Annotated in this window: 25 protein-coding genes and 1 pseudogene; 15 read left to right on the top strand and 11 right to left on the bottom strand. The window is 61.9% G+C overall.

What is annotated here, in order from left to right; genetic code table 11:
- The first annotated feature begins 157 nt into the window (after positions 1 to 157).
- The 3 genes from elbB (at position 158) to B3C1_RS10335 (ending at position 4,277) form a co-directional block, all read left to right on the top strand.
- Entirely contained in the window at positions 158 to 808 is a 651-nt protein-coding gene (elbB, locus tag B3C1_RS10345) for an isoprenoid biosynthesis glyoxalase ElbB (protein ID WP_008484691.1), read from the top strand.
- 67 nt (positions 809 to 875) lie between these two features.
- A complete protein-coding gene (locus tag B3C1_RS10340) occupies positions 876 to 3,431 on the top strand; it encodes a diguanylate cyclase domain-containing protein (protein WP_192813368.1) in 2,556 nt (851 codons plus the stop codon).
- Between the two features lie 222 nt (positions 3,432 to 3,653).
- Positions 3,654 to 4,277: a helix-turn-helix transcriptional regulator gene (locus tag B3C1_RS10335; RefSeq protein ID WP_008484689.1), complete on the top strand. Its 624-nt coding sequence runs from the start codon at positions 3,654 to 3,656 to the stop codon at positions 4,275 to 4,277.
- A 3-nt stretch (positions 4,278 to 4,280) separates the two neighbouring features.
- On the opposite strand, the gene B3C1_RS10330 is transcribed toward B3C1_RS10335, so the two are convergent.
- Positions 4,281 to 4,922: a 7-cyano-7-deazaguanine/7-aminomethyl-7-deazaguanine transporter gene (locus B3C1_RS10330; protein WP_008484688.1), complete on the bottom strand. Its 642-nt coding sequence runs from the start codon at positions 4,920 to 4,922 to the stop codon at positions 4,281 to 4,283.
- 100 nt (positions 4,923 to 5,022) lie between these two features.
- On the opposite strand from B3C1_RS10330, the gene B3C1_RS10325 reads away from it, so the two are divergent.
- From B3C1_RS10325 to B3C1_RS10315, 3 genes are all read left to right on the top strand, one after another.
- Complete coding sequence (locus B3C1_RS10325; RefSeq protein WP_051012910.1) at positions 5,023 to 5,724, top strand: phosphatase PAP2 family protein; 702 nt, start codon at positions 5,023 to 5,025, stop codon at positions 5,722 to 5,724.
- Positions 5,725 to 5,807: 83 nt separating this feature from the next.
- Entirely contained in the window at positions 5,808 to 6,791 is a 984-nt protein-coding gene (locus B3C1_RS10320) for a response regulator (protein WP_008484685.1), read from the top strand.
- Between the two features lie 4 nt (positions 6,792 to 6,795).
- Complete coding sequence (locus B3C1_RS10315) at positions 6,796 to 7,743, top strand: GGDEF domain-containing protein (protein ID WP_237750990.1); 948 nt, start codon at positions 6,796 to 6,798, stop codon at positions 7,741 to 7,743.
- A 9-nt stretch (positions 7,744 to 7,752) separates the two neighbouring features.
- Here B3C1_RS10315 and B3C1_RS10310 read toward each other — a convergent pair whose 3' ends face one another.
- Both B3C1_RS10310 and B3C1_RS10305 read right to left on the bottom strand, forming a co-directional pair.
- Positions 7,753 to 8,028: a DUF3630 family protein gene (locus B3C1_RS10310; RefSeq protein ID WP_008484683.1), complete on the bottom strand. Its 276-nt coding sequence runs from the start codon at positions 8,026 to 8,028 to the stop codon at positions 7,753 to 7,755.
- A gap of 26 nt (positions 8,029 to 8,054) precedes the next feature.
- Entirely contained in the window at positions 8,055 to 9,488 is a 1,434-nt protein-coding gene (locus tag B3C1_RS10305) for a protein adenylyltransferase SelO (protein WP_008484682.1), read from the bottom strand.
- A gap of 142 nt (positions 9,489 to 9,630) precedes the next feature.
- Between B3C1_RS10305 and B3C1_RS10300 the strand changes: the two genes are divergently transcribed.
- Positions 9,631 to 10,311: a pirin family protein gene (locus B3C1_RS10300; protein ID WP_008484681.1), complete on the top strand. Its 681-nt coding sequence runs from the start codon at positions 9,631 to 9,633 to the stop codon at positions 10,309 to 10,311.
- 51 nt (positions 10,312 to 10,362) lie between these two features.
- Here the strand turns inward: B3C1_RS10300 and B3C1_RS10295 are convergent, their stop codons facing one another.
- Positions 10,363 to 10,944 (bottom strand): TetR/AcrR family transcriptional regulator, encoded by a 582-nt coding sequence (locus B3C1_RS10295; protein WP_008484679.1) that lies wholly within the window; start codon positions 10,942 to 10,944, stop codon positions 10,363 to 10,365.
- Between the two features lie 81 nt (positions 10,945 to 11,025).
- On the opposite strand from B3C1_RS10295, the gene B3C1_RS10290 reads away from it, so the two are divergent.
- Genes B3C1_RS10290 through B3C1_RS10280 form a run of 3 tightly spaced genes read left to right on the top strand, consistent with a single transcriptional unit; the run spans position 11,026 to position 12,759 of the window.
- Positions 11,026 to 11,886, top strand: a complete 861-nt coding sequence (locus B3C1_RS10290) for an alpha/beta hydrolase family protein (protein ID WP_008484677.1) — start codon at positions 11,026 to 11,028, stop codon at positions 11,884 to 11,886.
- Entirely contained in the window at positions 11,886 to 12,284 is a 399-nt protein-coding gene (locus B3C1_RS10285) for a hypothetical protein (RefSeq protein ID WP_008484676.1), read from the top strand. The genes B3C1_RS10290 and B3C1_RS10285 overlap by 1 nt, the downstream gene beginning before the upstream one ends.
- Before the next feature lie 34 nt (positions 12,285 to 12,318).
- Positions 12,319 to 12,759 carry a PaaI family thioesterase gene (locus tag B3C1_RS10280; protein ID WP_008484675.1) on the top strand — a complete coding sequence of 147 codons (441 nt, stop codon included), beginning with the start codon at positions 12,319 to 12,321 and terminating at the stop codon, positions 12,757 to 12,759.
- Between the two features lie 59 nt (positions 12,760 to 12,818).
- Here the strand turns inward: B3C1_RS10280 and B3C1_RS10275 are convergent, their stop codons facing one another.
- Positions 12,819 to 13,523: a DUF4336 domain-containing protein gene (locus B3C1_RS10275; protein ID WP_008484674.1), complete on the bottom strand. Its 705-nt coding sequence runs from the start codon at positions 13,521 to 13,523 to the stop codon at positions 12,819 to 12,821.
- Positions 13,524 to 13,618: 95 nt separating this feature from the next.
- Here B3C1_RS10275 and B3C1_RS10270 point away from each other — a divergent pair, with 95 nt between their 5' ends.
- The gene (locus B3C1_RS10270; RefSeq protein ID WP_008484673.1) at positions 13,619 to 14,140 is read left to right on the top strand and encodes a TetR/AcrR family transcriptional regulator; all 522 of its coding nucleotides are present in this window, start codon (positions 13,619 to 13,621) and stop codon (positions 14,138 to 14,140) included.
- Positions 14,141 to 14,153: 13 nt separating this feature from the next.
- Here the strand turns inward: B3C1_RS10270 and recQ are convergent, their stop codons facing one another.
- Entirely contained in the window at positions 14,154 to 15,977 is a 1,824-nt protein-coding gene (gene recQ, locus B3C1_RS10265) for a DNA helicase RecQ (protein WP_008484672.1), read from the bottom strand.
- A gap of 116 nt (positions 15,978 to 16,093) precedes the next feature.
- Here recQ and B3C1_RS10260 point away from each other — a divergent pair, with 116 nt between their 5' ends.
- Entirely contained in the window at positions 16,094 to 16,573 is a 480-nt protein-coding gene (locus B3C1_RS10260) for a thioesterase family protein (protein WP_008484670.1), read from the top strand.
- A 79-nt stretch (positions 16,574 to 16,652) separates the two neighbouring features.
- On the opposite strand, the gene B3C1_RS10255 is transcribed toward B3C1_RS10260, so the two are convergent.
- Positions 16,653 to 16,913 (bottom strand): RebB family R body protein, encoded by a 261-nt coding sequence (locus B3C1_RS10255; RefSeq protein ID WP_035481795.1) that lies wholly within the window; start codon positions 16,911 to 16,913, stop codon positions 16,653 to 16,655.
- Positions 16,914 to 17,190: 277 nt separating this feature from the next.
- Between B3C1_RS10255 and B3C1_RS10250 the strand changes: the two genes are divergently transcribed.
- Both B3C1_RS10250 and B3C1_RS10245 read left to right on the top strand, forming a co-directional pair.
- Positions 17,191 to 18,465, top strand: coding sequence for a metal-dependent hydrolase family protein (locus B3C1_RS10250; protein ID WP_008484668.1), 1,275 nt, complete (start codon positions 17,191 to 17,193; stop codon positions 18,463 to 18,465).
- Positions 18,466 to 18,495: 30 nt separating this feature from the next.
- Positions 18,496 to 19,224, top strand: a complete 729-nt coding sequence (locus tag B3C1_RS10245) for a TSUP family transporter (RefSeq protein WP_035481790.1) — start codon at positions 18,496 to 18,498, stop codon at positions 19,222 to 19,224.
- Here B3C1_RS10245 and B3C1_RS10240 read toward each other — a convergent pair.
- The 3 genes from B3C1_RS10240 to B3C1_RS10230 form a co-directional block, all read right to left on the bottom strand.
- Positions 19,118 to 19,825 (bottom strand): phosphatase PAP2 family protein, encoded by a 708-nt coding sequence (locus tag B3C1_RS10240; RefSeq protein ID WP_083858306.1) that lies wholly within the window; start codon positions 19,823 to 19,825, stop codon positions 19,118 to 19,120. The two genes, B3C1_RS10245 and B3C1_RS10240, sit on opposite strands and share 107 nt — an antisense overlap.
- Positions 19,801 to 20,160, bottom strand: a complete 360-nt coding sequence (locus tag B3C1_RS10235; protein ID WP_008484664.1) for a diacylglycerol kinase — start codon at positions 20,158 to 20,160, stop codon at positions 19,801 to 19,803. The genes B3C1_RS10240 and B3C1_RS10235 overlap by 25 nt, the downstream gene beginning before the upstream one ends.
- 86 nt (positions 20,161 to 20,246) lie before the next feature.
- Positions 20,247 to 21,014 (bottom strand): class I SAM-dependent methyltransferase, encoded by a 768-nt coding sequence (locus B3C1_RS10230; RefSeq protein ID WP_008484663.1) that lies wholly within the window; start codon positions 21,012 to 21,014, stop codon positions 20,247 to 20,249.
- A gap of 91 nt (positions 21,015 to 21,105) precedes the next feature.
- On the opposite strand from B3C1_RS10230, the gene B3C1_RS10225 reads away from it, so the two are divergent.
- Complete coding sequence (locus tag B3C1_RS10225; protein WP_035481832.1) at positions 21,106 to 21,882, top strand: helix-turn-helix transcriptional regulator; 777 nt, start codon at positions 21,106 to 21,108, stop codon at positions 21,880 to 21,882.
- 31 nt (positions 21,883 to 21,913) lie between these two features.
- Here the strand turns inward: B3C1_RS10225 and B3C1_RS10220 are convergent.
- Positions 21,914 to 22,031, bottom strand: a pseudogene (locus B3C1_RS10220) (bacterioferritin); the annotation flags it as partial.

The raw sequence follows: 22,031 nt of genomic DNA, 5'->3' as shown, positions 1-22,031 counted from the left end.
AAAATCCTTTTTGTTAGTCGAATGGGGCTGTGTTTTGACACACAAGGATGCAGTCTAGCACTGCCTAAAAGATGTGCAATAGCCAATTTGGCCGGGTGAACGGTGACAGGGTCGCCAGGCCTGACCTACCATGGCTTGGAAGAATTAGGAGGTAAGGATGAAAAAAGTCGCAGTGATTTTGAGCGGTTGCGGTGTCTTTGATGGCGCCGAGATCCACGAGTCCGTGCTGACCCTGCTGGCCTTGGCCCAGGCCGGTGCCCAGGTGCAGTGCTTTGCACCCAATGTGGACCAGCACCATGTGATCAACCACCTGACCGGGGAAGAGATGGCCGAGCGGCGTAATGTGCTGGTGGAAGCGGCGCGGATCTGCCGGGGGGAGATTAAGGACGTCAAAGGCCTCAAGGCCGCTGATTTTGATGCCCTGATCCTGCCTGGCGGCTTCGGTGCCGCCAAGAACCTGTCGGATTTCGCCTTCAAGGGTGCCGAATGCCAGGTGCAGCCCGATGTGCTGGCTGCCTGCCAGGATTTTGCCCAGGCCGGCAAGGCGGCGGGTTATATCTGCATAGCGCCAGCCATACTGCCTCGGGTTTATGGCCAGGGTGTTGAGGGCACCATAGGCACGGACCAAGCCACTGCAGGGGCCTTCGATGCCATGGGCGGTGTGCACCAGGCCTGCCCGGTAGACCAGTTCAGGGTCGATGAGGCCCGCAAGGTGGTGTCTACCCCGGCCTACATGCTGGCGGGCAACATTCTGGAAGCCAAGAGCGGCATCGACAAGCTGGTAGAGGAAGTGCTGCGCTTGGCCTGACATGGCATGTGACTTGGCCGGCGGCTTCTGCTAGCTTGGCTAAGTGATTGAAAGCCACGGAGGCGACTTGAGCGGAACTCTGGTCCAGCGACTATTGACGGTCGCCTTCGCGTATTTCGTGGCAGGCTGGTTGGGTATCCAACTGGCCTTGCCTCCAGGTTACGCCAGCCCCATCTGGCCTGCTGCCGGTGTGGCCCTGGTAGCCCTCCTCACCTGGGGCCATCGCATCTGGCCCGGTATCTTCTTCGGTTCCTTCCTCACCAACGCCCTGGTGGTGGGCCAGCCTGAAGCCCTGCTGTCGGGTCTTTGGTCCGCCTGGCTGGTGCCCCTGGCCATCGCCAGCGGTGCCACCCTGCAAGGGCTGTTTGGTGCCTGGCTGCTGGCGTACAAGCGCCGTTGGCAGTTGGCGACCCTGGGAGAGATCCTGCAGTTGATGGGCAAGGGGGCCCTGCTCAGTTCGGTGGTGGCCGCCAGCATAGGCCAGGTGACCCTGAGCCTGGCGGGGGTGAATCCCCCCGGTGTAGCCTTGACCGGCTGGCTGACCTGGTGGACGGGAGACGCCATGGGGGTGGCCCTGCTGTCCCCCTTTATTCTGCTCTGGGCCAACAGGCCTGGCCGCTCCCGGCTGCTGTGGACAGGCTTGACCATGGTGATGCTGGTGGCGGGGCTGTTGTGGAGCACCCAGCAGATCGCCAGCAGCCAGCGCAGCAGGGTGGGGCTGGAACTGCAGCGCCAGTCCGACGTGCTGGCGGCGGCGGTACAGTCCCGTACCGACCATTACCTCAATTCCCTGACCGGCCTGGCCCAGATCTTCCGCAGCTCGGAACATGTATCGCGGTTGGAATTTCACCGAGCGGCCAGCGAGCTGTTACAGGAAATGCCGGGCCTGAGGGCCTTGGAATGGGTACCCAGGGTCGCTCATCAGGAGCGCCTGGCCATGGAAGAGAAGGCCAGCAGCGAGCTGGGCAGGGCTTTTCATTTTACGGTGCAAGGCCCTGACGGCAAGATGATACCGGCCCCGCCTACCGCCTTTTACTACCCCATCTATTACCTCGAACCCCTGGAAGGCAACGAAAGGGCTCTTGGCTATGCGCCAGGCTCCCATCCCGGCCGCGAGGCCGCCATGACCAGGGCCATGGTGTCGGGCCGTACTAGCCTGAGCGATGTGCTGTCCCTGGTGCAGAGCAAGAACGGCAAGAGCTTCCTGGCCTTCAGGGCGGTTCGCCATGCCGATGGCACCATGATGGGGTATGTCTTGGCGGTGATCGACGCCAACTCTGTGCTGAGCGGCGCCTTGAATGCCATAGCTCAGTCCCCCTTGCAGATGTCGGCCCAGGACAAGGCGTCACAGCAGTATTTCCTGCCGCCGCCCTCGGAGGATTTCGATACGGGCCAGGGCCTGTGGGTGGAGCGCAGCCTCAGCAGCGGCGGTCGTGAATGGCTGCTGCGGTTCCACTACCCCGACTACTATGTGCTGACCCAGGCCAATGCCGGCCTCTGGCTGATCCTGGTGGGGGGGTTGCTGCTGGTGTCTGTGGTGGGCTGTACCGTGCTGCTGGTGACCGGCCAGGCCTTTGTGATCGGCAAGCAGGTCAGGCTGCGTACCCGCGAGTTGGAACAGGCCAACCAGCGCATTCGTGAGCGGGAGCGTTTCCTGGGGTCCCTGGTGGAAAACCTGCCGCTGACCCTGCAGGTAAAAAACGCCGATGACCTCACCTATGTGCAGGTCAACCGCGCCGCCGAGGATTTGCTGGGCCGCAGCCGTGACCAACTGATCGACAGCTCGGACCGGGACTTACTGCCCGAGGCCGAAGCCGAGGCCACCATCGCCAGCGACAGGGCCGCCATCCACAGCGGCCGCCTGCAGCTGGTGGACAAGGAAGCCTTCACCACCCCCAACGGGGTGCGCTGGCTGCGCACCCGTAAGGTGCCCCTTTGTGATGATGAGCAACAGGTAAGGCATCTGCTGATACTGCGGGAAGACATCACCGAGGCCCTGATCAACGAAGACCAGGTGCGGGAGCTCAACAGGGCCCTTTCCGAACGCAACCACGAGCTGGCCGAAGTTAACCAGCGTCTGGAGCAGCTGTCCCGCATCGACGCCCTCACTCAACTGGTTAACCGCCGCATTTTCGACCAGGAATTGGAAGAGGAATGGCTTCGTTGTGCCCGCCAGTCCCAGCCCTTAACGGTGCTGATGATCGATATCGACTTCTTCAAACGCTTCAACGACAGTGCCGGCCACTTGGAAGGGGACCGTTGCCTGCAACAGGTGGCTTTCCTGCTGATGTCGTCGGTGCGCCGGGCCGGCGACGTGGTAGCCCGTTACGGTGGTGAGGAATTCGCCATGATCCTGCCCGGCTCCGGCCTGCTGGAGGCCAAAGGGCTGGCCAACAAGATCCAGGCCAATATCCGCCAGGCGGCCATACGCCATCCAGACTCTCCCATCAGCAGCTGGGTGACCCTGTCCATCGGCATTGCCAGCGGCTACCCCAGCGGCGATCTCAAAGGGGTTAAACCCCTGCTGGAACAGGCGGACAAGGCTCTTTACCAAGCCAAGGAAGGTGGACGAGACCGTTACCAGTGCGTGCAGGTTGAAGGACAGCGCCAAAAGGTATTCTGAGGATAAAAACAGGCCGGCATGGTCGCCGGCCTTTTTCCATATGGAAGCAATGTGAGCAATGTCGTGCGATGCAGCCAAAGCCTCTTGAATGCATCAGTGCGTAACTGGAACGCACCTCAAATGATAATGGTTCTTATTTAATTGTCAAGGCACCCTGTTGATCTTTTCGCCTCAAGCCCTTAGTCGTTGAGTCCCGTCGCCGTTCCCGCTCATAATGGGCCCATGCCCAGTATCAATCGCATCCTTTACTTGTTGAAAACCCGAGGTGAGCAGACAGCCCAAGTGCTGGCGGCTGATCTTGGGATGACCGCCATGGGCGCCCGTCAGCACCTGCTTGCTGCAGAGCAGCAAGGCCTGGTGGAAAGCTTTATGGAAAAGCGCAGCATTGGCCGCCCGGCCAGGGTTTGGCGGCTGACCGAAGCTGGCCATGCCCGTTTTCCCGAGCGTCATGCTGACCTGACCCTGACCCTGATCGAAGGGGTAAAAAGCCTGTTCGGCGACAACGGCCTGGACGCCCTTATCGGCCACCGGGAGCAACAGATGCGCGAGGCTTATCGTCTGGCCATGGCGCCCCTGTCCAGCCTGGCAGCCAAGGTGGAACGCCTGGCGGAGCTGCGCAGCGCCGAAGGCTACATGGCGGAGGTGGAGCAGCCTGAAGAGGGGCGCTGGTTGCTGATAGAGAACCATTGCCCCATCTGTACGGCAGCCCAGCACTGCCAGCAGTTCTGCCGGTCAGAGCTGGCCCTGTTCAACGAATGCTTCGCCGGTGACGCCAAGGTCAGCCGCACCGAACATCTGCTGGCGGACGGCCGCCGCTGCGTTTACCTCATCGAAGCCCAGGGCTGAGGCTCAGGCGGCGGCCGGTCTCGGCTCCGCCCATTTGAGCAACCAATTGAGCAGCACCCCGTAAAGCGGCAAGAAGAAAACCAGGCTTATCAGCAGCTTGAAGCCGTAATCCATCCAGGCGATCTGCAGCCAGTGGCTGGCCATAAAGGGATCGTCACTCTGGTAGAAGGCCGCAGAGAAAAACACCAGGGTATCGAAGAGGTTGCCCAGCACGGTGGAGGCGGCCGGAGCCAGCCACCATGGCCCCAGACGGCGCATGCGGTTAAAGATCTGCACATCCAGTACCTGCCCCAGCACATAAGCCAGGAAAGATGCCAAAGCGATCCGGGCCACGAACAGGTTCAAGGCCCCTGCTTGCTCGAAACCGGCAAAATTGCCCTGGGGAAAGAGCACACTGACCCCGTAGCTGACAAAGAGCGCCGGGATCATGGTCCAGAAAATCACCCGCCGGGCCGGTTCGGCCCCCAGCAGCCTGACCGTCAGATCTGTGGCCAGGAAGATAAAGGGAAAGGTAAAGGCGCCCCAGGTGGTATGCAGGCCCCAAAGGGTGAAGGGCAGTTGCACCAGATAGTTGGAAGCGGTGATCACCAGGATGTGGAAGGCGATCAGTTTGGCCAGGTAACGGCCTTGGGAAGCAGTCAGCATGAGCTTACCTTTTTGATAGCGGGGTGAGGGAACCCGGGTTGACGATTGACCGCTCCTTGAGCGGGCCGTTAGGGTAGTGCCTGGTTTGCCGGAGATCAAGATGCGCCTTGCCCTGAATCTGTTCGCTCTTTCCCTAGGTTTGGCCCTGTTGCCGGCCGTTGTGCTCTTTTCGGGTTGGCATTGGCAGGTAGCGGCCATGGCCGACCAGGCGCCTGCCTGGCTATGGCTGACCCTGAGCGGTTCTTTTCCCATGGCCATCATGACATCACTGCTGGTGCTGGCCTGGCTCAAGTGGCGGCTGGGGTGGTCTTGGCGCACCACTGGCCTGCACGGTCTTTGCCTGGCCTGTGCCCTGGTGGCCGGCCAAGGGGTTAAAGGGGTGCTCAAGCACAGCTTTCAGGAGCCCCGTCCCTATGTACAGTACCTGGACCAGCAGCATCAGGGGCAGTTCTACCACCTGGACAGCCTGGCCCAGGAGCGGCTGATCGACGCGGCCCCCATTCCCGGCTGGCTAAAGGGCCACTGGCGCGCCGAACGGGGTTATTCGCTGCCTTCCGGGCATACCCAATTTGCGGTTACCCTGGCGCTGTTTGCCATAGTGCTGTTCTGGCGGGCCAGGGCCTGGCTCAGCGGCGCTTTGATGCTGGCCTGGGCGCTGGCAATGATGGCGTCGCGCCTGGTGTTGGGCATGCATTGGCCCTTGGATCTGTTGTTGTCCCTGAGTTTTTCCTGGCTGCTGGTGTGGCCAGCCCTGGCTGTCAGTCAGTCGGGCAGGCAACTAGGCAAGATATCTGATCAGTGAAAGGCAAATGCTTTTTTTGGTTGACGACAGCTGTATAAAGAAACGACACTAGCCGTCTTAGATGTTGATGAATTGTTTGAATTTTGGGCTACAGCGTCATCATTTGCGACGACTCCCGCCTTGCCCGTAATTTTCTGGCACGCTCGCTTCCCAGCGGTTTTGCCGAGCAGCAGCATTTTGCTGCCAGTGGCCGAGAGGCCCTGGCGCTGATTGCTGAAGGCAAAGGGGATCTGTTGTTTCTCGACTTGAACATGCCAGACTTGGACGGCTACCAGGTACTGGCGCAGCTGCGTGCCCAGTCGTCACGCTGCCAGGTGGTGGTGATCTCCGGCGACGTCCAACCCAAGGCCAGGGAGAAAGTACTGGCCCTTGGAGCGCTAAGCTTCCTGCAAAAACCCCTGAACCGTGACGATTTGCTTGCCGAACTGGTGGCCCTTGGCCTGTGCAGCGAGTCCCTCAGTGAGGCGCCCCCCTCACCCCAGGAGTCCATTGCCGGTACCGACCGCATGGAAGTACTCAGGGAAGTGGCCAACGTCGCCATGGGCCGCGCTGCCGGCCTGATGGCGGGCATCTTCAATGTCTTCGTACAGATCCCCGTGCCCCGCATTCAGGCTATGACCGCCAGCGAGCTCTGTGCCCTTATCGACCAATGGCAAAGCCGCCCCGGCCACCAGGTGATCAGCCAAGGCTTTGTGGGGGCCGGCATCTGTGGCGAAGTGCTGATGGAATTGTCCAGCGAAGAAGCCCACCGTATCGCCGCCCTGATGAGCCTCAGTAGCCGCCAGCCCGAAGAGAGGGCGTTGATGACAGAGCTGTCTTCCATCCTGATCGGTGCCTGCCTCAAGGGTATTGCCTCCCAGTTGGAACTGGAATTCAGCCAGGGCCATCCCATCATCCTGGACCGCACTGACCAGAGAGTGCTGGCGGAATTGGGGGACAAAGCGGTGCTGTGTATCCGTTTTGGCTACCAGATCCCCGACGAAGAGGTACACCAGGAACTGGTGTTGCTGGTCACCCCTGACTCTCTGCCGGCCCTGGAAAGGCGCCTGACCCAGTTGGTGAACTGAGATGATGAGCCTGTCCCTTCTCGAACTGCAGCAACTGTTGGGGGTCCTCAAGTACCTGGACGTGGGCCTGCTGGTGATGGACAGGCACTTCATCGTTACCTTCTGGAACGATTTCATGGCCAACCATTCCGGCAAGGCGGCCCGGGACGTGGAAGGGCAGGAACTGTTTGCCCTGTTCCCCGAACTGCCCCAGGACTGGCTGCGCCAGCGGGTGGAAACGGTGATGGCCCTTAACACCGTCACCTTCACCACCTGGGAGCAGCGGCCCCACCTCTTTGCGTTCAGCTCCTACCGGTCATTAACCGGCAGATCCAGCGCCATGTACCAGAACCTGACCTTCATGCCCATTGCCGGTGCCGACGGCAGCGTCGACAAGATAGCCCTGGTGGTTTACGACGTGACCGAAGCGGCCAACTCCCGCCTGGCCCTGGAAGACATGAACCAGCGTTTGTCGGTGCTGTCCCGCACCGATCCCCTGACCGGCCTGCTCAACCGCCGCTCTTGGGAGGCGATGCTGGCCGAGGAATATGCCCGCTGCCGCCGTTCTGGCCGCACCAGCACCCTGATGATGTTCGATATCGACCACTTCAAGCAGGTCAATGACACCCACGGCCACCAAGCCGGCGACATGGTGTTGCAGCACACCGCCACCTTGCTGAGCAACAAGCTGCGCACCACTGACAAGGCAGGGCGCTACGGGGGCGAGGAATTTGCCTTGCTGTTGACCGACACCGATGCCGTCCAGGCCTGCCAACTGGCCGACCGCCTTTGCACTGCCCTGGCCGCGCGGCCGGCGCGGCTGGACGGCAAGCCCATCACCATTACCATTAGCGCCGGTATCGCCCAACTGACGGCCGACATGGGCGACGCCCAGGCCTGGGTCAAGGCCGCAGACGACGCCCTCTACCAGGCCAAGAGTGCCGGGCGCAACACCACCAAGGTGGCCAGTTAAAGCGGCTGTTCAGCCCAGCTTGGCCCACTTGGCCAAGAAGGCCAGCACTTCCAGGCCCTCATCATCTTCCGCCGCCAGCCAGGTGCTGGCGCTGAGATCTTCATATTCCAGCCGCAGCTCGGTGCCTTCAAAGCTGACCCACCATTGGTGGCGGTCGGCGCCGCTTTCCTGGCGCAGTACTGTCAGTTCCAGGCGGGCCAGCCAGGGCTGGATATCGTCGGCAAAGCGCTCCCAGTCGGTATCCAGGGGCAGCAGCAGGGTGGCGTTGTCTTGGTCAAAGGCCATGGGTTACTCGTTAAAAGAATGAAGGCTTAACTGGAGCAGGACACTTCCAGGTGTTTACCCCAGTCCGGGGGCCGCTTGGCGTAGTCATCCATACCCGGCTGCTGGGTAAAGGGGTTTTGCAGCAGCTGATAGAGGTGGCGCAGCTCGCTGTGGTCTCCTTGCTCGCTGGCGGCGATGGCGTTCTGGGCCAGGTAGTTGCGCAGCACATAAAGGGGGTTTACCCCGTCCATGGCCTGGCGGCGGTCCTCGTCGGTCAGATCCTGTTCGCTAAGGCGCTTGAGGTATTGCTGGCCCCAAGCGTCGAAGCGGGCCCTGTCTACATAGTGGTCGCGACAGGGTATCAGGCTGTCGCCCTTTTGGGCCTGGCTCAGCCAGCGCAGGGCCAGGCTGTAGTCCTGGCCCTCATCGGCCAGCATGGCCAGCAGGTTGTTGATCAGCTCCACATCGTCCTGGCCGGCTTTCTCCAGGCCCAGGCGTTTGCCCATCAGCTTCAGGTAATGGCCAGCCAGGGCCGGCTGGAACTGCTTGAGGGCCGCCACCAGATCGTCCGAGGCGATCAGCGGGCTCAGGGCCATGGCCAGGCAGTTGAGGTTCCAAAGGGCAATGCTGGGCTGGGCGTCGAAGGCGTAGCGGCCGCTGTGGTCGGAATGGTTGCAGATAAGGCCAGGCTGGTAGTCGTCCAAGAAACCGTAGGGGCCAAAGTCGAAGGTGTCCCCGAGGATGGAGAAGTTGTCGGTGTTCATCACCCCGTGGGCGAAACCGTAGGCCTGCCAATAGGCGATCATCTGCGCCGTCTTGTGCACTACCCGCTCGAAGAACAGCTTGTCGGGCTGATCGGCCAAATCCGGCCAATGGCGCTCGACCACATACTGTTTCAGCCCTTTGAGTTCCTCCACCAGACCCTTGTGGAAGCAGTGTTCGAAATGGCCGAAACGGATATGGCTGCGTGCCGCCCGGGTCAGCATGGCGCCCCGTTCCACCCTCTCCCGCTGCACCGGCAGCTCGCCGGCCACCAGGCACAGGGCGCGGGTAGTGGGGACCCCCAGGTGAAAAAGGGCTTCGGAGGCCAGAAACTCACGAATGGAGGAGCGCAGCACGGCCCGGCCGTCACCGCCACGGGCATAGGGGGTGGGGCCGGCCCCCTTGAGGTGCAGATCCCAGAATTGGCCCTGGTTGTCTTTGATTTCCCCCAGCAACAGGCCACGACCGTCCCCCAGGAAGGGGTTATAGACACCGAACTGGTGGCCGGCGTACTTCTGGGCCAGGGGCTGGGCACCGGGCAGGTCGGCCTTGCCGCCAAACCAGTCGGCCAACTGCTGCGGCTGGCCGGCCAGGCCGAATTGTGTGGCCAGGGGCTCATTGAGCAGCAGCAGCTCCGGGGTATCGAAGCCGGCCGGAGCCTGGGCGCTATACAGGCTGGGAAAGTCCCGCGCGAAGCGGTTATCGAACATCAGGGCCATGGCTCCTCCTCAAGGCTTTAGTGTCCCATAGGGCCAGGGTTGGAAATAAATCGACTTTATAGAATGGTTGAGTCAATTTTCGTCGCTTTTTGTTCGATTATCTCTAAGCCATCATGAGCCCATCAACATTGAGGAGGTTCAAATGCGTATTCGTAAAGCCCAAGACCGCCTGCCCACCCATATCGGCTGGCTGGACTCCAAGCACACTTACTCTTTTGGCCACCACTACGATCCCCAGTGGACAGGTAGCGGCGCCCTGCTGGTGATCAACGACGACACCGTCGCTCCCGGGGCCGGCTTCGGTACCCATGGCCACAGCGACATGGAGATCATCTCGGTGGTGCTGGAAGGCAAGCTGACCCACAAGGACTCCCAGGGCAACATCGGCCACCTGGTGCCGGGCATGGTGCAGCGCATGTCCGCCGGTACCGGTATTCGCCACAGCGAATACAACGGCTCCGACAGCGAACCTGTGCACTTCCTGCAAATCTGGATTGCCCCCCACAGCCGTGGCCTGGACCCCAGCTACCAGGAAGCCGAAGTACCTGAGCAACAAGGCAAAGTGGTGTTGGCAGGGGAAGGTGGCTTGTTGGCCATCAACCAGGACGCCGAACTGGCCCAGTACCGCCTGGAGGAAGGCGACGAAGTGAGCTTCAAGGCCCAGAGCCGCCGCAAGCGTTATCTCCATGTCATCGAGGGTGGCATTGCCAGCGGAGAGCTGCTGCTGGGCCCGGGGGACGGCCTGGAGCTGAGCGCCGGTGAAGAAAAGGCGTTCGTGGCTCAAGCCGGTACCCGCTTCCTGGCCTTTGACGTCCCCGCCTGATGCCGGTCATGGCTTAATAAAAAAGGGCAGCCTGATGGCTGCCCTTTTTTATTAAGCCACCTTGCGGCCGACCAGTAGGGGAATGCATTCCACTATGGCATCGAAGGCCTGGATATTCTGGTGCCCACGGCAGAGCGCCACGGCCCCCTCTATGCTGGCGATGATGCTAAGGGCCAGGGTTTGCGCCGCCGTGGCCCCATGGCCCAGGGTCAACAGGTGTTCGGCCAGTAGCCGTTGCCAGGCGCTAAAGGCCTGGGATACTGCCGCCGTTACCTGTTCTGCTTCTGGCTCCTGGGAGGCCTCGATGGCCGCCGCCACCACCGGGCAGCCAAAACGAAACTGCGAATCCAGCAGGCGCTGGCGCCACTGCAGCAAAAAGGCCTGCAGGCCGTTCTGCGGGTCTTGTGCCAGGCAAGCCCTTAACCGGGCCAAGGTTTGCTGCCCGGCCCAGTCGATGGCTTCCGCCACTATCTGGTATTTGCCGCCGGGAAAGTTGTGGTAGGTGGATCCCAGCGGCGCCTTGGCAAACTTGGTGACCTCACGAATGCTGACACCCTGCAAGCCGTGCATGGCCAGCATGGACGCGGCCGCTTCGATGACCCGCTGACGTCCGTCCGAGGCGTTCTTACTCATAGGTCCACACCCTTGTTATAACAATCGTCATAGGTTAGCATCTGAGTCAACTTAAGACACTTGTTATAATGCGAGGCGCAGATGGAATCCGTGTCGTTTTACACCGCCGATCAATACCGGCTGCAGGGTTATCGCTACCCGGCGCAAGGACCATTGCAGGGGCGGGTGATCGTGGCCGGCGCCACCGGTGTGCCCCAGGGTTTTTATCGTCGCTTTGCCCAGTTTGCCAGTGAGCAGGGCTTTGAAAGCCTGACCTTCGACTACCGGGGCATTGGCGAGTCAAAACCACCCAGCCTCAAAGACTTTGAGATGGATCTTTTGGATTGGGGCAAGCGCGACCTGGCAGCGGCGGTGGACCTTATGGCCAAAGGGGATGCACCGCTCTTTGTCATCGGCCATTCCTACGGCGGCCATGCCTTCGGCTTGCTGCCCAATCACCACAAGGTGGCGGGGCTCTATGTGTTCGGTACCGGCGCTGGCTGGCATGGCTACATGCCACGGCTGGAGCAGCTCAAGGTGCTGACCATGTGGCACCTGGTATTGCCGGTGCTGACCTGGTGGAAGGGTTATTGCGCCTGGAAGGTGCTCGGCATGGGGGAAGATCTGCCAAAGAATGCCTTCTTGCAGTGGCGCCACTGGTGCCGTTATCCCCACTACTTCTTTGACGACCCGGCCATGGCCGGCATCGACCAGCTCTACCGGTCGGTACAAAGCCCCATAGTGGCCGCCAATGCCCTGGACGACCTCTGGGCCATGCCCGAATCGCGGGACGCCTTCATCCAGCACTACAGCCAGGCCCCCATCACCAGGGTCAACCTGTCGCCCAACGCCCTGGGCGGCCGCATTGGCCATATGGGGTATTTTCGCAAAAACGCCGCGCCCCTGTGGCAGGCCAGCCTCGATTGGTTCAAGGCCCAGGCGGCCAAAGGGGAGGCGGCCTGATGTCGGCTTCTGCCTGGCTACGCGCCCTCAAATGGCTGGTGCTGGCTACCTTCCTTAGCAGCATCTTGCATTACCTCGACAACATGCTGTTCTTTGCCGACTATCCCGAGCCGGTCTGGATCAATACCCACATGATTGACCTGTTCTGGGTGTTGATGACGCCCCTGGCCCCCCTTGGGTACCTTTGGGTGAAATGGGGGCGCTACCGCGCCGGTACCTTGTTGCTGGCGGTCTATGGGCTTTGCAATATGCTGACCCTGGGCCATTACCGCTTTGCGCCCTTTACCAGCATCTCCACCAAGATCCATCTCTTTATCCTGCTCGAGGCACTGCTTGGTGGCCTCCTGGTGGCCTGGGTGCTGCTGCCCTATTGCCGCCTTGCCATTGGCCGCCCTTGAGGCACTTTTCCAGCCTTTCTAACCGGGAGCCATTATGTCTATTTCCCATCTAACCGGCTTTGAGCACCTCCAGGCCATCATCAGCGGTGATATCGCGCCGCCGAGCATTTTCGACACCATGGGCATGTACAACCTGACGGTGGGCCAGGGGGAAGTGACCCTGGGGTGCCGCGCTACCCAGCGCCACTGCAACCCCATGGGCGGGGTCCATGGGGGCTTTGCCGCTACTGTCCTCGACTCGGTAACCGGTTGCGCCGTGCACAGCCTGCTGGAAGCCGGGGTCAGTTATGGCACTGTCGACCTTGCCGTCAAAATGATGCGGCCGCTGCCCATGGATGAGGCGCTGATTGCCGAGGCCAAAGTCACCCATATCTCCCGTTCCCTGGGGATAGCCGAAGGCAGCATCCGCAGCGCCGACGGCAAGTTGCTGGCCAGCGGCTACGCCACCTGCTTTATCAAGCGCCCAAGGGGCTAGCAAGGCTGCTGCGTTTTCGCCAATGGCATGCTGAACGGCAACCCCAGGGTTGCCGTTTTTTATGGCTGGCTCTGCTCCAGTGGCCCCACCCAGCTGAAGGCCCGGGCCAGGAAGGCCGGTACCTGGTTTTGCACCATCAGGCCGTGGGCCATGATCAGCCGCTGTGGTTGCCAGGCCAGCAGCTGCTGCACATGGCGCCTGGCTTGTGTCTTGCTGAACAAGAAGCTGAGTCGCCAGTCCAGGGGCATCTTGCCGTTGGGGGCCAGTATGCCGGCCCAGGCCGCCAGTCGCCGCTTCAAGGGGGTAAAGGTTTCGGGGGCAAAGTTTTCCACCAGGTCGGTGACGATCAGTGTCCGCGACGGCTGGTGCAGGAACACCGCTTCTTCCATGGCCTTGGACCCGGTAAAAAGCAGGGCGCTGATCTCGGGCCAGGGACTGGTGAAGTGCTGGTCCAGGCAATGCTGGAAGGTGAGGTCCGGGCGTTTGGCCATGACGCCCTTGGTGCCGAAGCTCAAGGCCCCTGGATACTGCTGCTGCCATGCCTGTAGAAACAGGTGGTGCAGTTGGTTGGGGGCTATCAGGTAGGCCACCTGGCCCAGGGCGTCAACCTCGGCCTTGAGCTCCGGGGTCAAGGCTATGGGGCTGTGCACCCAAAGCCGGCCATCGGCCAACCGGATCAGGGTCATACGGGTGCTGTAGGGGAGGGTGAAGAAGGGCACCGAAGGACCCTCTGCCACCCAGAGGTTTTCCGCTATCCGTTCCATGGTTATTTTTGCAGACCAAGTGGTCCATAAAAGCTACGGCGTTGGCTGAGGGCTGTCAATTCTTTATAGTCCGAGTGGTCTAAAAAGGAGTTCCCATGCCAAAACGTGTCGACCATCAGCAATACCGCCAGGAACTGGCCAGCCGCGCCGTGGCAGTCTTTCGGGCCAAGGGTTACCACGGCCTGAGCATGCGGGCCATGGCCGATGCTCTGGGGGTGTCAAAGGGAGTTCTCTATCACTACTTTGCCAGCAAGGAAGCGCTCTTTGCGGCCAGTTCGGTCTACGGCACCGCCCTGCCGGAGCTGGTCTTGGCAGAACAGCCAAGCCGCCAGCAGCAACAGGCTGCCCTGGAAACCCTGGCCCTGGCCATGGAAGCCGACTTTGCCGGTGAGCTGACCCTGCTGCTGGACTACATAAGGGGCCGCGACAATGACGCCATCGCTGCCGACAGCCAACTGGCGCAGGCCAAAGCCCATTACCTGTCCGCCTTGGCGGCCATCACGGGTGAAGACAAAGCCCAAGGCGCCTTGGCCCAGATCCTGGGGGTGTTGTTGTTGCGGCTTTTTGACGGCAAGCAGACCGGCTTCGACAGCCTGGCCCCCTGGCTGGAAGGCTGATCGCCAGCCGGCCTTAGCCCTTGTTGAGGTAGTCGGTGATAAGGCCCAAAAAGGGCTCGCCGTAGCGCGACAGCTTGGTCTGGCCGACGCCACTGATGGCCAGCAGCTCGGCGTCAGAGGTAGGGAAATGGCTGGCCATCTCTGCCAGGGTGGCGTCGTTGAACACCACGTAGGGGGGCACTTCGAATTCGTCGGCCAGTTGCTTACGCAGCTTTTTGAGGCGGGCAAACAGCACCTTGTCGGCGGCGCTGTTGTCGGTGGCGCGGGTCTGTTTGACACGGGTCACCAGGCGCGGCACCGCCAGCAGCAGCGGCCGCTCCCCTTTTAGCACCGGCCGGGCCGCCTCGGTCAGCACCAGGGCACTCTGGCGGGTGATGTCCTGCATCACCAGGCCGTGGTGAATAAGCTGGCGGATGATACTGACCCAGTAATCGTGGCCCTGGTCCTTGCCCAGGCCCCAGGTGCTGAGCTTGTCGTGGCCCAGTTCCTTGATGCGGGCCGTTTGGCCACCGCGCAGCACCTCGACGATATGGCCAACCCCGAAGCGCTGGCCGGTACGGTAGATGCAGCTCATGGCCTTTTGGGCCAGTTCGGTGCCGTCCAGGGTCTGGGGCGGGTCCAGGCAGATATCGCAGTTGCCGCAGCGCTCGCCGCTGTATTGGCCGAAGTAGTTCAGCAGCACCTGGCGCCGGCAGGTCAGGCCCTCGGCAAAGCCGGCCATGGCGTTGAGCTTCATCAGCTCCACCTTCTGCTGGGCCTCGTTTTCAGAAAGCTCAATCAGGCTGCGTACCCGCGCCACATCGCCCGGCTCAAACAGCATCCAGGCCTCGGACGGCAGGCCATCACGGCCGGCACGGCCGGTTTCCTGGTAGTAGGACTCGATGTTCTTGGGCAGGTCGAAGTGGGCGACAAAGCGCACGTCCGGCTTGTTGATGCCCATGCCGAAGGCCACGGTGGCCACCACTATGTCCACTTCGTCTTTTTGGAAGGCGTCCTGCACGAACTGGCGCTCGTCATTGCTGAGCCCGGCGTGGTAGCCGGCGGCGTTAAAGCCCTGGCCCCGGAGCTTTTGGGCAATGTCGTCCACCCTTTTGCGCGAGCCGGCGTAAATGATGCCGCTCTGGCCGCGCTGGCCTTCCAGATATTGCAGCAACTGGTTGATGGGTTTGAACTTTTCCACCACCAGGTAGCGAATATTGGGCCGGTCGAAACTGGACAGGTTGAAATAGGGGTCGTCCAGGCCCAGGCGCTGCTGGATATCCTGGCGGGTGGCCTTGTCGGCGGTGGCGGTCAGGGCCATCAACGGCACTTGTGGGAAATGCCGTTTCAGCTGGCCAAGGGCCATGTACTCGGGGCGAAAATCGTGGCCCCAGGAGGAAATGCAGTGAGCTTCGTCCACCGCGAACAGGCTGATGGGGATCTCAAGGAGCCGCTGCTGGAAGTCCGGCTGGCTGAGGCGCTCGGGGGAGACATACAACAGATCCAGTTCGCCGTGATGCAGCTGGTTCAGTACCTGCCATTGCTGGTCCCTGGGCAGGGCCGAATTCAGGTAAGCGGCCCGCACCCCCATGGCCAGCAGCTGGTCCACCTGATCTTTCATCAGAGAGATCAGCGGCGAGATCACGATGGCAGTGCCGGGCAGTACCAGGGCCGGTACCTGGTAACAGAGGGACTTGCCGCCCCCCGTGGGCATGATCACCAGGGCGTCGCGCCCCGCCACCACGGCGTCCACCACCGCCTGTTGGCCTGGGCGGAACTGGTCATAGCCGAACACGGACGCCAGCACAGACTGAGGCGACTCATCGGAGGACTTCACAAAGACGGGGGCTTGGGACATGCTCATAGCGCCGGCCATTGTAATGGAAGGAGGGAGCCTTGTCTTTCTGGTGGGCCGTGATACGGCGGTTACTCAAGATAAAAATCAGCAGAATCAAAAAATTAGGTTGGAAGGAAATGACGTCTTTAACCCAAACCCCGCTAACCCGGGACGAGATCCTGGCTTTTGTTGGTGATCTTTTCACCGCCCAGATGCCCTTTAACAAGGTGCTGGGCCTGAAGGTGACCCGCTACGAGGCCGACGCAGTGGAAGTGCGCTTTGCCATGAAGAACGACCTGCTGGGCAACCCGGTACAGAAGATCCTCCACGGCGGCGTGACCGCTTCGGTGCTGGACGTGGTGGGGGGCCTGGCCGCCATCGCTTCGGTGACCGACAAATTCGACGGTGCCACCGTCAGGGAACTGGCCGACAAGTTCGGCAAGATGGGCACCATCGACATGCGGGTGGATTACCTGCGCCCGGGCCGGGGCGAGGCGTTTGTGGCCACCGCCACCATTATCCGCGCTGGCAACAAGGTGGCGGTGACCCGCATGGAGCTGCACAACGAGGCCGGCGACCATATCGCCTTCGGTACCGGCACCTATATGGTGGGTTGATGAAGTCACCGGTGCTTGCGGTCCTCAAGGTGGCGATAACGGCCTAGGCAGCCGATACCGCCAGAGTGCCGGTGCGGGCTCAGGGCCTGCCGGTCCCCACCTCGCCAGCTGCGGCATCGAGGTTTAGCAGGGTATCCACGCCCTGCGTCAATGCCGCCTGGGCGGTAACGCCATCGTCTTGCTGCTCCGCTGGGGCGTTGTGGGCGGCGTTGGCCAGTGCCTGGCTGGCGGCCATCATCAATTCGCCGGCGGCCAGCGCTGGCGCCTCGTTAGGGGTTTTGCTGTCTTCTTTGGAAACGGCGTCGGTAACTTGGCCGTTTACTGCCGTTGGCATTGCCATAATGTGCTTCCTTTTCAATTATGTGGTTAATGGTGCTCCCAGCGTCACGAGCCGCCTGCCTCCCCACAAATCCTGCGGGCGCTGAACCTACAGCCTAGAGCAAATCCTCAGCCACTGTCTTGCCTGGCTAGGTTAACGGCAATACCTCGGAGATGCCGGCTGATGGGGGCGGACTCTTGGCTATCTGTCTCACCCTGGCGGGGGTTGGTCGCAGCAAGGCAGTCTTGATGTAAATGCCTTGTTATCAATGACAAAGCCCTTCAAGGAGACGATAGCCATGCGATTGACCCTCTGCACCACCGCCCTGCTGGTTGCCTTTGGCGGCCAGGCGGCCACCCTGATCCACGCAGGCCGCTTGATTGACGGCACCGGCAAGGCGCCCATGACCGAGCGCACCGTGGTGGTGGACGGCAACCGCATCGTCGCCGTCAAGGCCGGCTACCAGGCCCCGGCCGCCGGCGACCAGGTGCTGGATCTCAAGGACGCCACCTTGATGCCGGGGCTGATGGACATGCACACCCATTTGTCCTTCCAGTTTGCCCCCGGCAGCTACAGCGAAGACTACACCCTCAACCCCGCCGACTACGCCCTGCGCTCTGTGGTTTATGCCAAAACCACCCTGGACGCCGGCTTTACCACGGTGCGGGATCTGGGGGACGCCTTCAACGTGACCGTGGCCCTGCGTAACGCCATCAACAAGGGGTTGCTGCCCGGCCCGCGCATCTACACGGCGGCCAAGGCCATTGCCACCACCGGCGGCCATGCCGACCCCACCAACGGCTCCGCCATGCACCTAATGGGTAACCCCGGCCCCGCCGAAGGGGTGATCAACGGCCCCTATGAGGCCCGCCAGGCGGTGCGTCAGCGCTACAAGGACGGCGCCGACGTCATCAAGATCACCGCTACCGGCGGCGTGTTGTCTGTGGCCAAATCAGGCCAGAACCCGCAATTTATGAATGACGAGCTGGCGGCCATCGTCGCCACCGCCAAGGACTACGGCATGAAGGTGGCGGTCCACGCCCACGGTAAGGAAGGCATGCTCAGGGCCATTCACGCCGGGGTGGACTCCATCGAACACGGCACCTACATGGACGACGAAGTCTTCAAGGCCATGAAGAAGGCGGGCACCTGGTTTGTGCCCACTATCATTGCCGGAAAGACAGCGGCGGCCAACGCCGAAATCGACGGCCTTTACCCGGAAATCGTCCGCCCCAAGGCCCGCACCATAGGGCCGCTGATCCAGGCCACCTTCGCCAAGGCCCATAAGGCCGGGGTGAAAATCGCCTTCGGCACCGACGCCGGTGTTTATCCCCATGGCCAGAACGGCCGTGAATTTGGCTACATGGTGGAAGCGGGCATGGCACCCCTGGACGCCATCCTCAGCGCCACCCGGGACGCTGCCAGTCTGCTGGGGGTCAGTGATAAGCTGGGCAGCGTTGAAGCGGGCAAGCTGGCCGACCTGGTGGCGGTGCCCGGTGACCCCCTGGCCGATATCAGGCTGATGCAGCAGGTCAGCTTTGTGATGAAAGACGGCCAGGTTTTCAAGCAGTAACGCCGGCCTGGCGCCGGTAGGAGCCCGCCTTTGTTGGATGCCAGTTTTTGGGGGCTGACGCTGATGTCGGCCTTCACCTCTTTTGTCACCGCCGCCCTTGGGGCCGGTGGTGGCGCCATCCTGATTGCTTTTATGGCGCTGATACTGCCACCGGCGGCCATCATTCCCGTCCATGGCCTGGTGCAGCTGGGGTCCAACCTGGGGCGGGGGGCCTTGTCCTGGCGCCATATTCATTGGCCTACCCTAGCGGTGTTCGCGCCCTTGAGCCTGGCCGGGGCGGCCCTTGCCAGTTGGCTGCTGGTGCAGCTGCCGGGCAGCGTCTTGCAGCTGGCCATTGCCCTTTTCGTGCTGTATCTGTGCTGGGGGCCGGCCCTGCCCAAAAGGGCCTTGGGGCGCTTCGGTTTGGGGCTGGCGGCCTTGGTGACGGGGTTTGTGTCGCTCTTTGTGGGGGCTTCAGGGCCTTTGGTGGCGGCCTTTATCAAGGCCCGCAGCGCCGACCGCTTCCAGGCGGTGGCCACCTTCGCCGGGGCCATGAGCATTCAGCACGCCCCCAAGGCCCTGGTGTTCGGCATGGCCGGCTTTGTGTTCAAGGACTGGTGGCCCCTGATCTTGAGCATGTTCCTGGCCGGCCTATTGGGGACCTGGCTTGGGCTTAAGACGCTGGGGCGCCTGTCTGAAGCGCGCTTTCATCGGCTATTTCAACTGGTGCTGACCGCGCTGGCGCTGCAACTGTTGTGGGAAGCAGCCAACGGGCCATAAGCCAGCTCAGGGTCAGGCTCAGCATCAGGGTCCACAGATCATGGGACAGGAAATGGGCACCCCGCAGCTGCTGGGCCAGGCCAAAACTCAGCCCCAGCAGCATCCCCGGCAGCCAACTCCAGCGGCGTTTGCCCAGGGCAAAGTAGAGCGCCAGCCAGGCATAGCCGCTGCTGGCATGGCCGGCAGGGAAGCACAGGCTGGCCGGCATGGTGTCCGGCCTCTGGGCAAACAGGGCAATAAAGGGCCTGTTGCCACCGAAGGACATCAGGTTCCAGGGGCAGTCCATGGGCACCAGGTGCTTGACGGTGCCCACCACCAACACCACCAGCGGCAGGGTCAGGGCCAGGTAGAGCCAGTTGCGCCGCGCCGGCTTTCGCCAGTTAAGGGCCAAGCCCAGCAGCACCACCACATAAAGCAGGGTGGTCAGGTGGCGGCCCCCTTCATGGAAGATGCCTTTGACCAGCCAATGGTTTTGCAGGCTCCACTGGCCCCCTTCCAGGCCGTACCAGAAATGGGCCAGGGCAAAGTCGGGGCCGTGCCAAATCACCAGCAGCAGGGCCAGGGCCCAGCCGCCGATCAGGGCCAGAGAATACTTAGCCATACCAAAGCCGCCAGCAGCAGGGTAATAAGGACGGCGGCCGAACCCATATCTTTGGCGCGGCCGGACAGTTCGTGGTATTCGGGGCCGATGCGGTCCACCACCGCTTCAATGGCGGAATTGAGCAGTTCCACCACCAGTACCAGCAACACGGCGGCGATCAGCAAGGCCCGTTCCAGGCCCGTTACCGGCAGGAAAAAGCTGGCGGGAACGGCCAGCAGGATAAGGCCAATTTCCTGGCGTACCGCCGCTTCGCTGCGCCAGGCGGCGCCCAGTCCCTGCATCGAGTATCGGCCTGCCAGCAGTATCCGCTTAAGGCCAGTGTGTCCGGGTTTCATACCACTCTCCCCATGGTGAAGGCGCTGAGCTTGGCCTGTGCTGCTTAGGGGAACCTTAAGGCAGGGCGGCGCCGAAGCTGTCTGGGTCAGATACCCCTGGCAACAAAGACGCCGGTATCCACGCGAAAACTGCCGTCATCAGCAAAATCGAAGTAATCACTTACCTCTGTGCTGGCCTGGCGTTGCAGGGCGCGGATGGCGTCCACCTGTACCTGGGGCGTCTGCATACGTGCTACCCAAGCGGCAAAATCCAGGGGCAGCTTGAACTGCCACTGGTCGGTGAGGGCAAAACCCGCCTCGGCCAGCAGCTGGCGCCATTGGGCCGGTGAGCCATTACGCACATGGCTGGGATCACGGAGCAATTCCAGGCTTTGCAGCCAGGTGTCCAGCAGCGGCCGGCCTGGGCTGATCACATCCATAAAGATGCCGACACCGCCTGGCTTCAACACCCGGCGCATCTGCCTGAGGCCAGCCTGGATGTCCTGCCAATGGTGGCTGCTGTAGCGGGTCATCACCAGGTCAAAGCTGGCGTCGGGGTAGGGCAACCGTTCCGCTGCCCCCTGCTTGGTCACTATGTTGCCAAGGCCGCGCCGCCCGGCTTCGGTGGCCACCAGCGCCAGCATCTCGGGACTCAGGTCGTAGGCCACCACCTTGGCTACCCGTGGCGCCACAGTAAAACTGGCATGGCCGGCGCCGCAGCCCATGTCCAATACCAGGGCTTGAGGCTTGTGGCCTACCAGCTCGGTCAGCAATGCAAGGTCTTCGCCGCTGGCATGGGTAGCACTGGCAAGATAGGCCTGGGCCATGGCACCGAACTGGCGGCTGACCAGGGCGTTATGGGGGTGTTCTGACATGAAAATCTCCCTTGGTTGGATAGGCCAGGCCATTGTTGGGAGTCAGTTAAGCTGGTACAAGATAGGTTTTTATACTGGTACAAAAGCTGCCATGAGCCCTGACGCCGCCCGCCTGCTGGGCCAGTTTATCCGTGCCCACCGTGAACGGTTGGCGCCCCCGGCCCGTGCCTTTGGCCGCCGCCGCACCCCTGGCTGGCGCCGCGAAGAACTGGCCGACGCCGCCGGGGTCAGCATGACCTGGGTCACCTTCTTAGAGCAGGGTCGCCAGGTCAGCGCTTCAGCCAACGCCCTGGCGCGCCTGGCTCAGGCCCTGCAACTGACGGCTGCCGAGCGGGCCACCCTCTTTGAACTGGCCGGGCGACGTGACCCGGAACTGCTCGACCCACCGGCCGGGGAACTGGCTGGCGAATTGCTGGCCCTGCCTGGATTGATGGCCGTACCGGCCTACCTGCTGGACCGCTGCTGGGATCTCAAAGCCTGGAACAGCGGCGCCGAGAATCTCTTTGCCGGTTGGTTGGACCAAAGCGCCGAGCGCTACAACCTCCTGGAATTTGTCTTCCTGGCACCTTTGGCCAGAACCCTTATCGCCGACTGGCCGGTCAGGGCCCAGCGGCTGGTGGCGGAATTTCGCAGCGACTTTGCCTGCCACCCGGCCGATCAGCCTTTGCAGGAGCGGGTGGAAGAGCTCAGCGCCGCCAGCCAGGAATTCAGCCGTTGCTGGCAGGCCCAGGCGGTGCAATACCGGGAAGGGGGAGAGCGAAGTTTCTTCAGGGGCGCAGTGGAGCAGCGTTTTATGCAAAGCACCCTGGTGCCCAGCGCTGCCAAGGACTGCAAACTGGTCTGCCTGCAGCCCCTGAACCAGGCATAAAAAAGCCGCCTGGCGGCGGCTTTCTTTGCTGTTACATCTGGGCCTGTATGTAATTGGGCAAGCCAATCAGGTCAATCAGGCGCAGCTGCTTTTCCAGCCAATAGGTATGGTCTTCTTCGGTGTCGGCCAGCTGCTGGCGGAGCATGTCA

The sequence above is a fragment of the Gallaecimonas xiamenensis 3-C-1 genome, from assembly GCF_000299915.1.
In the GTDB taxonomy this organism is placed as follows: domain Bacteria; phylum Pseudomonadota; class Gammaproteobacteria; order Enterobacterales; family Gallaecimonadaceae; genus Gallaecimonas; species Gallaecimonas xiamenensis.
Note: the sequence above shows the minus strand (reverse complement) of the source record. Positions and strands in the feature narration are given on the sequence as shown.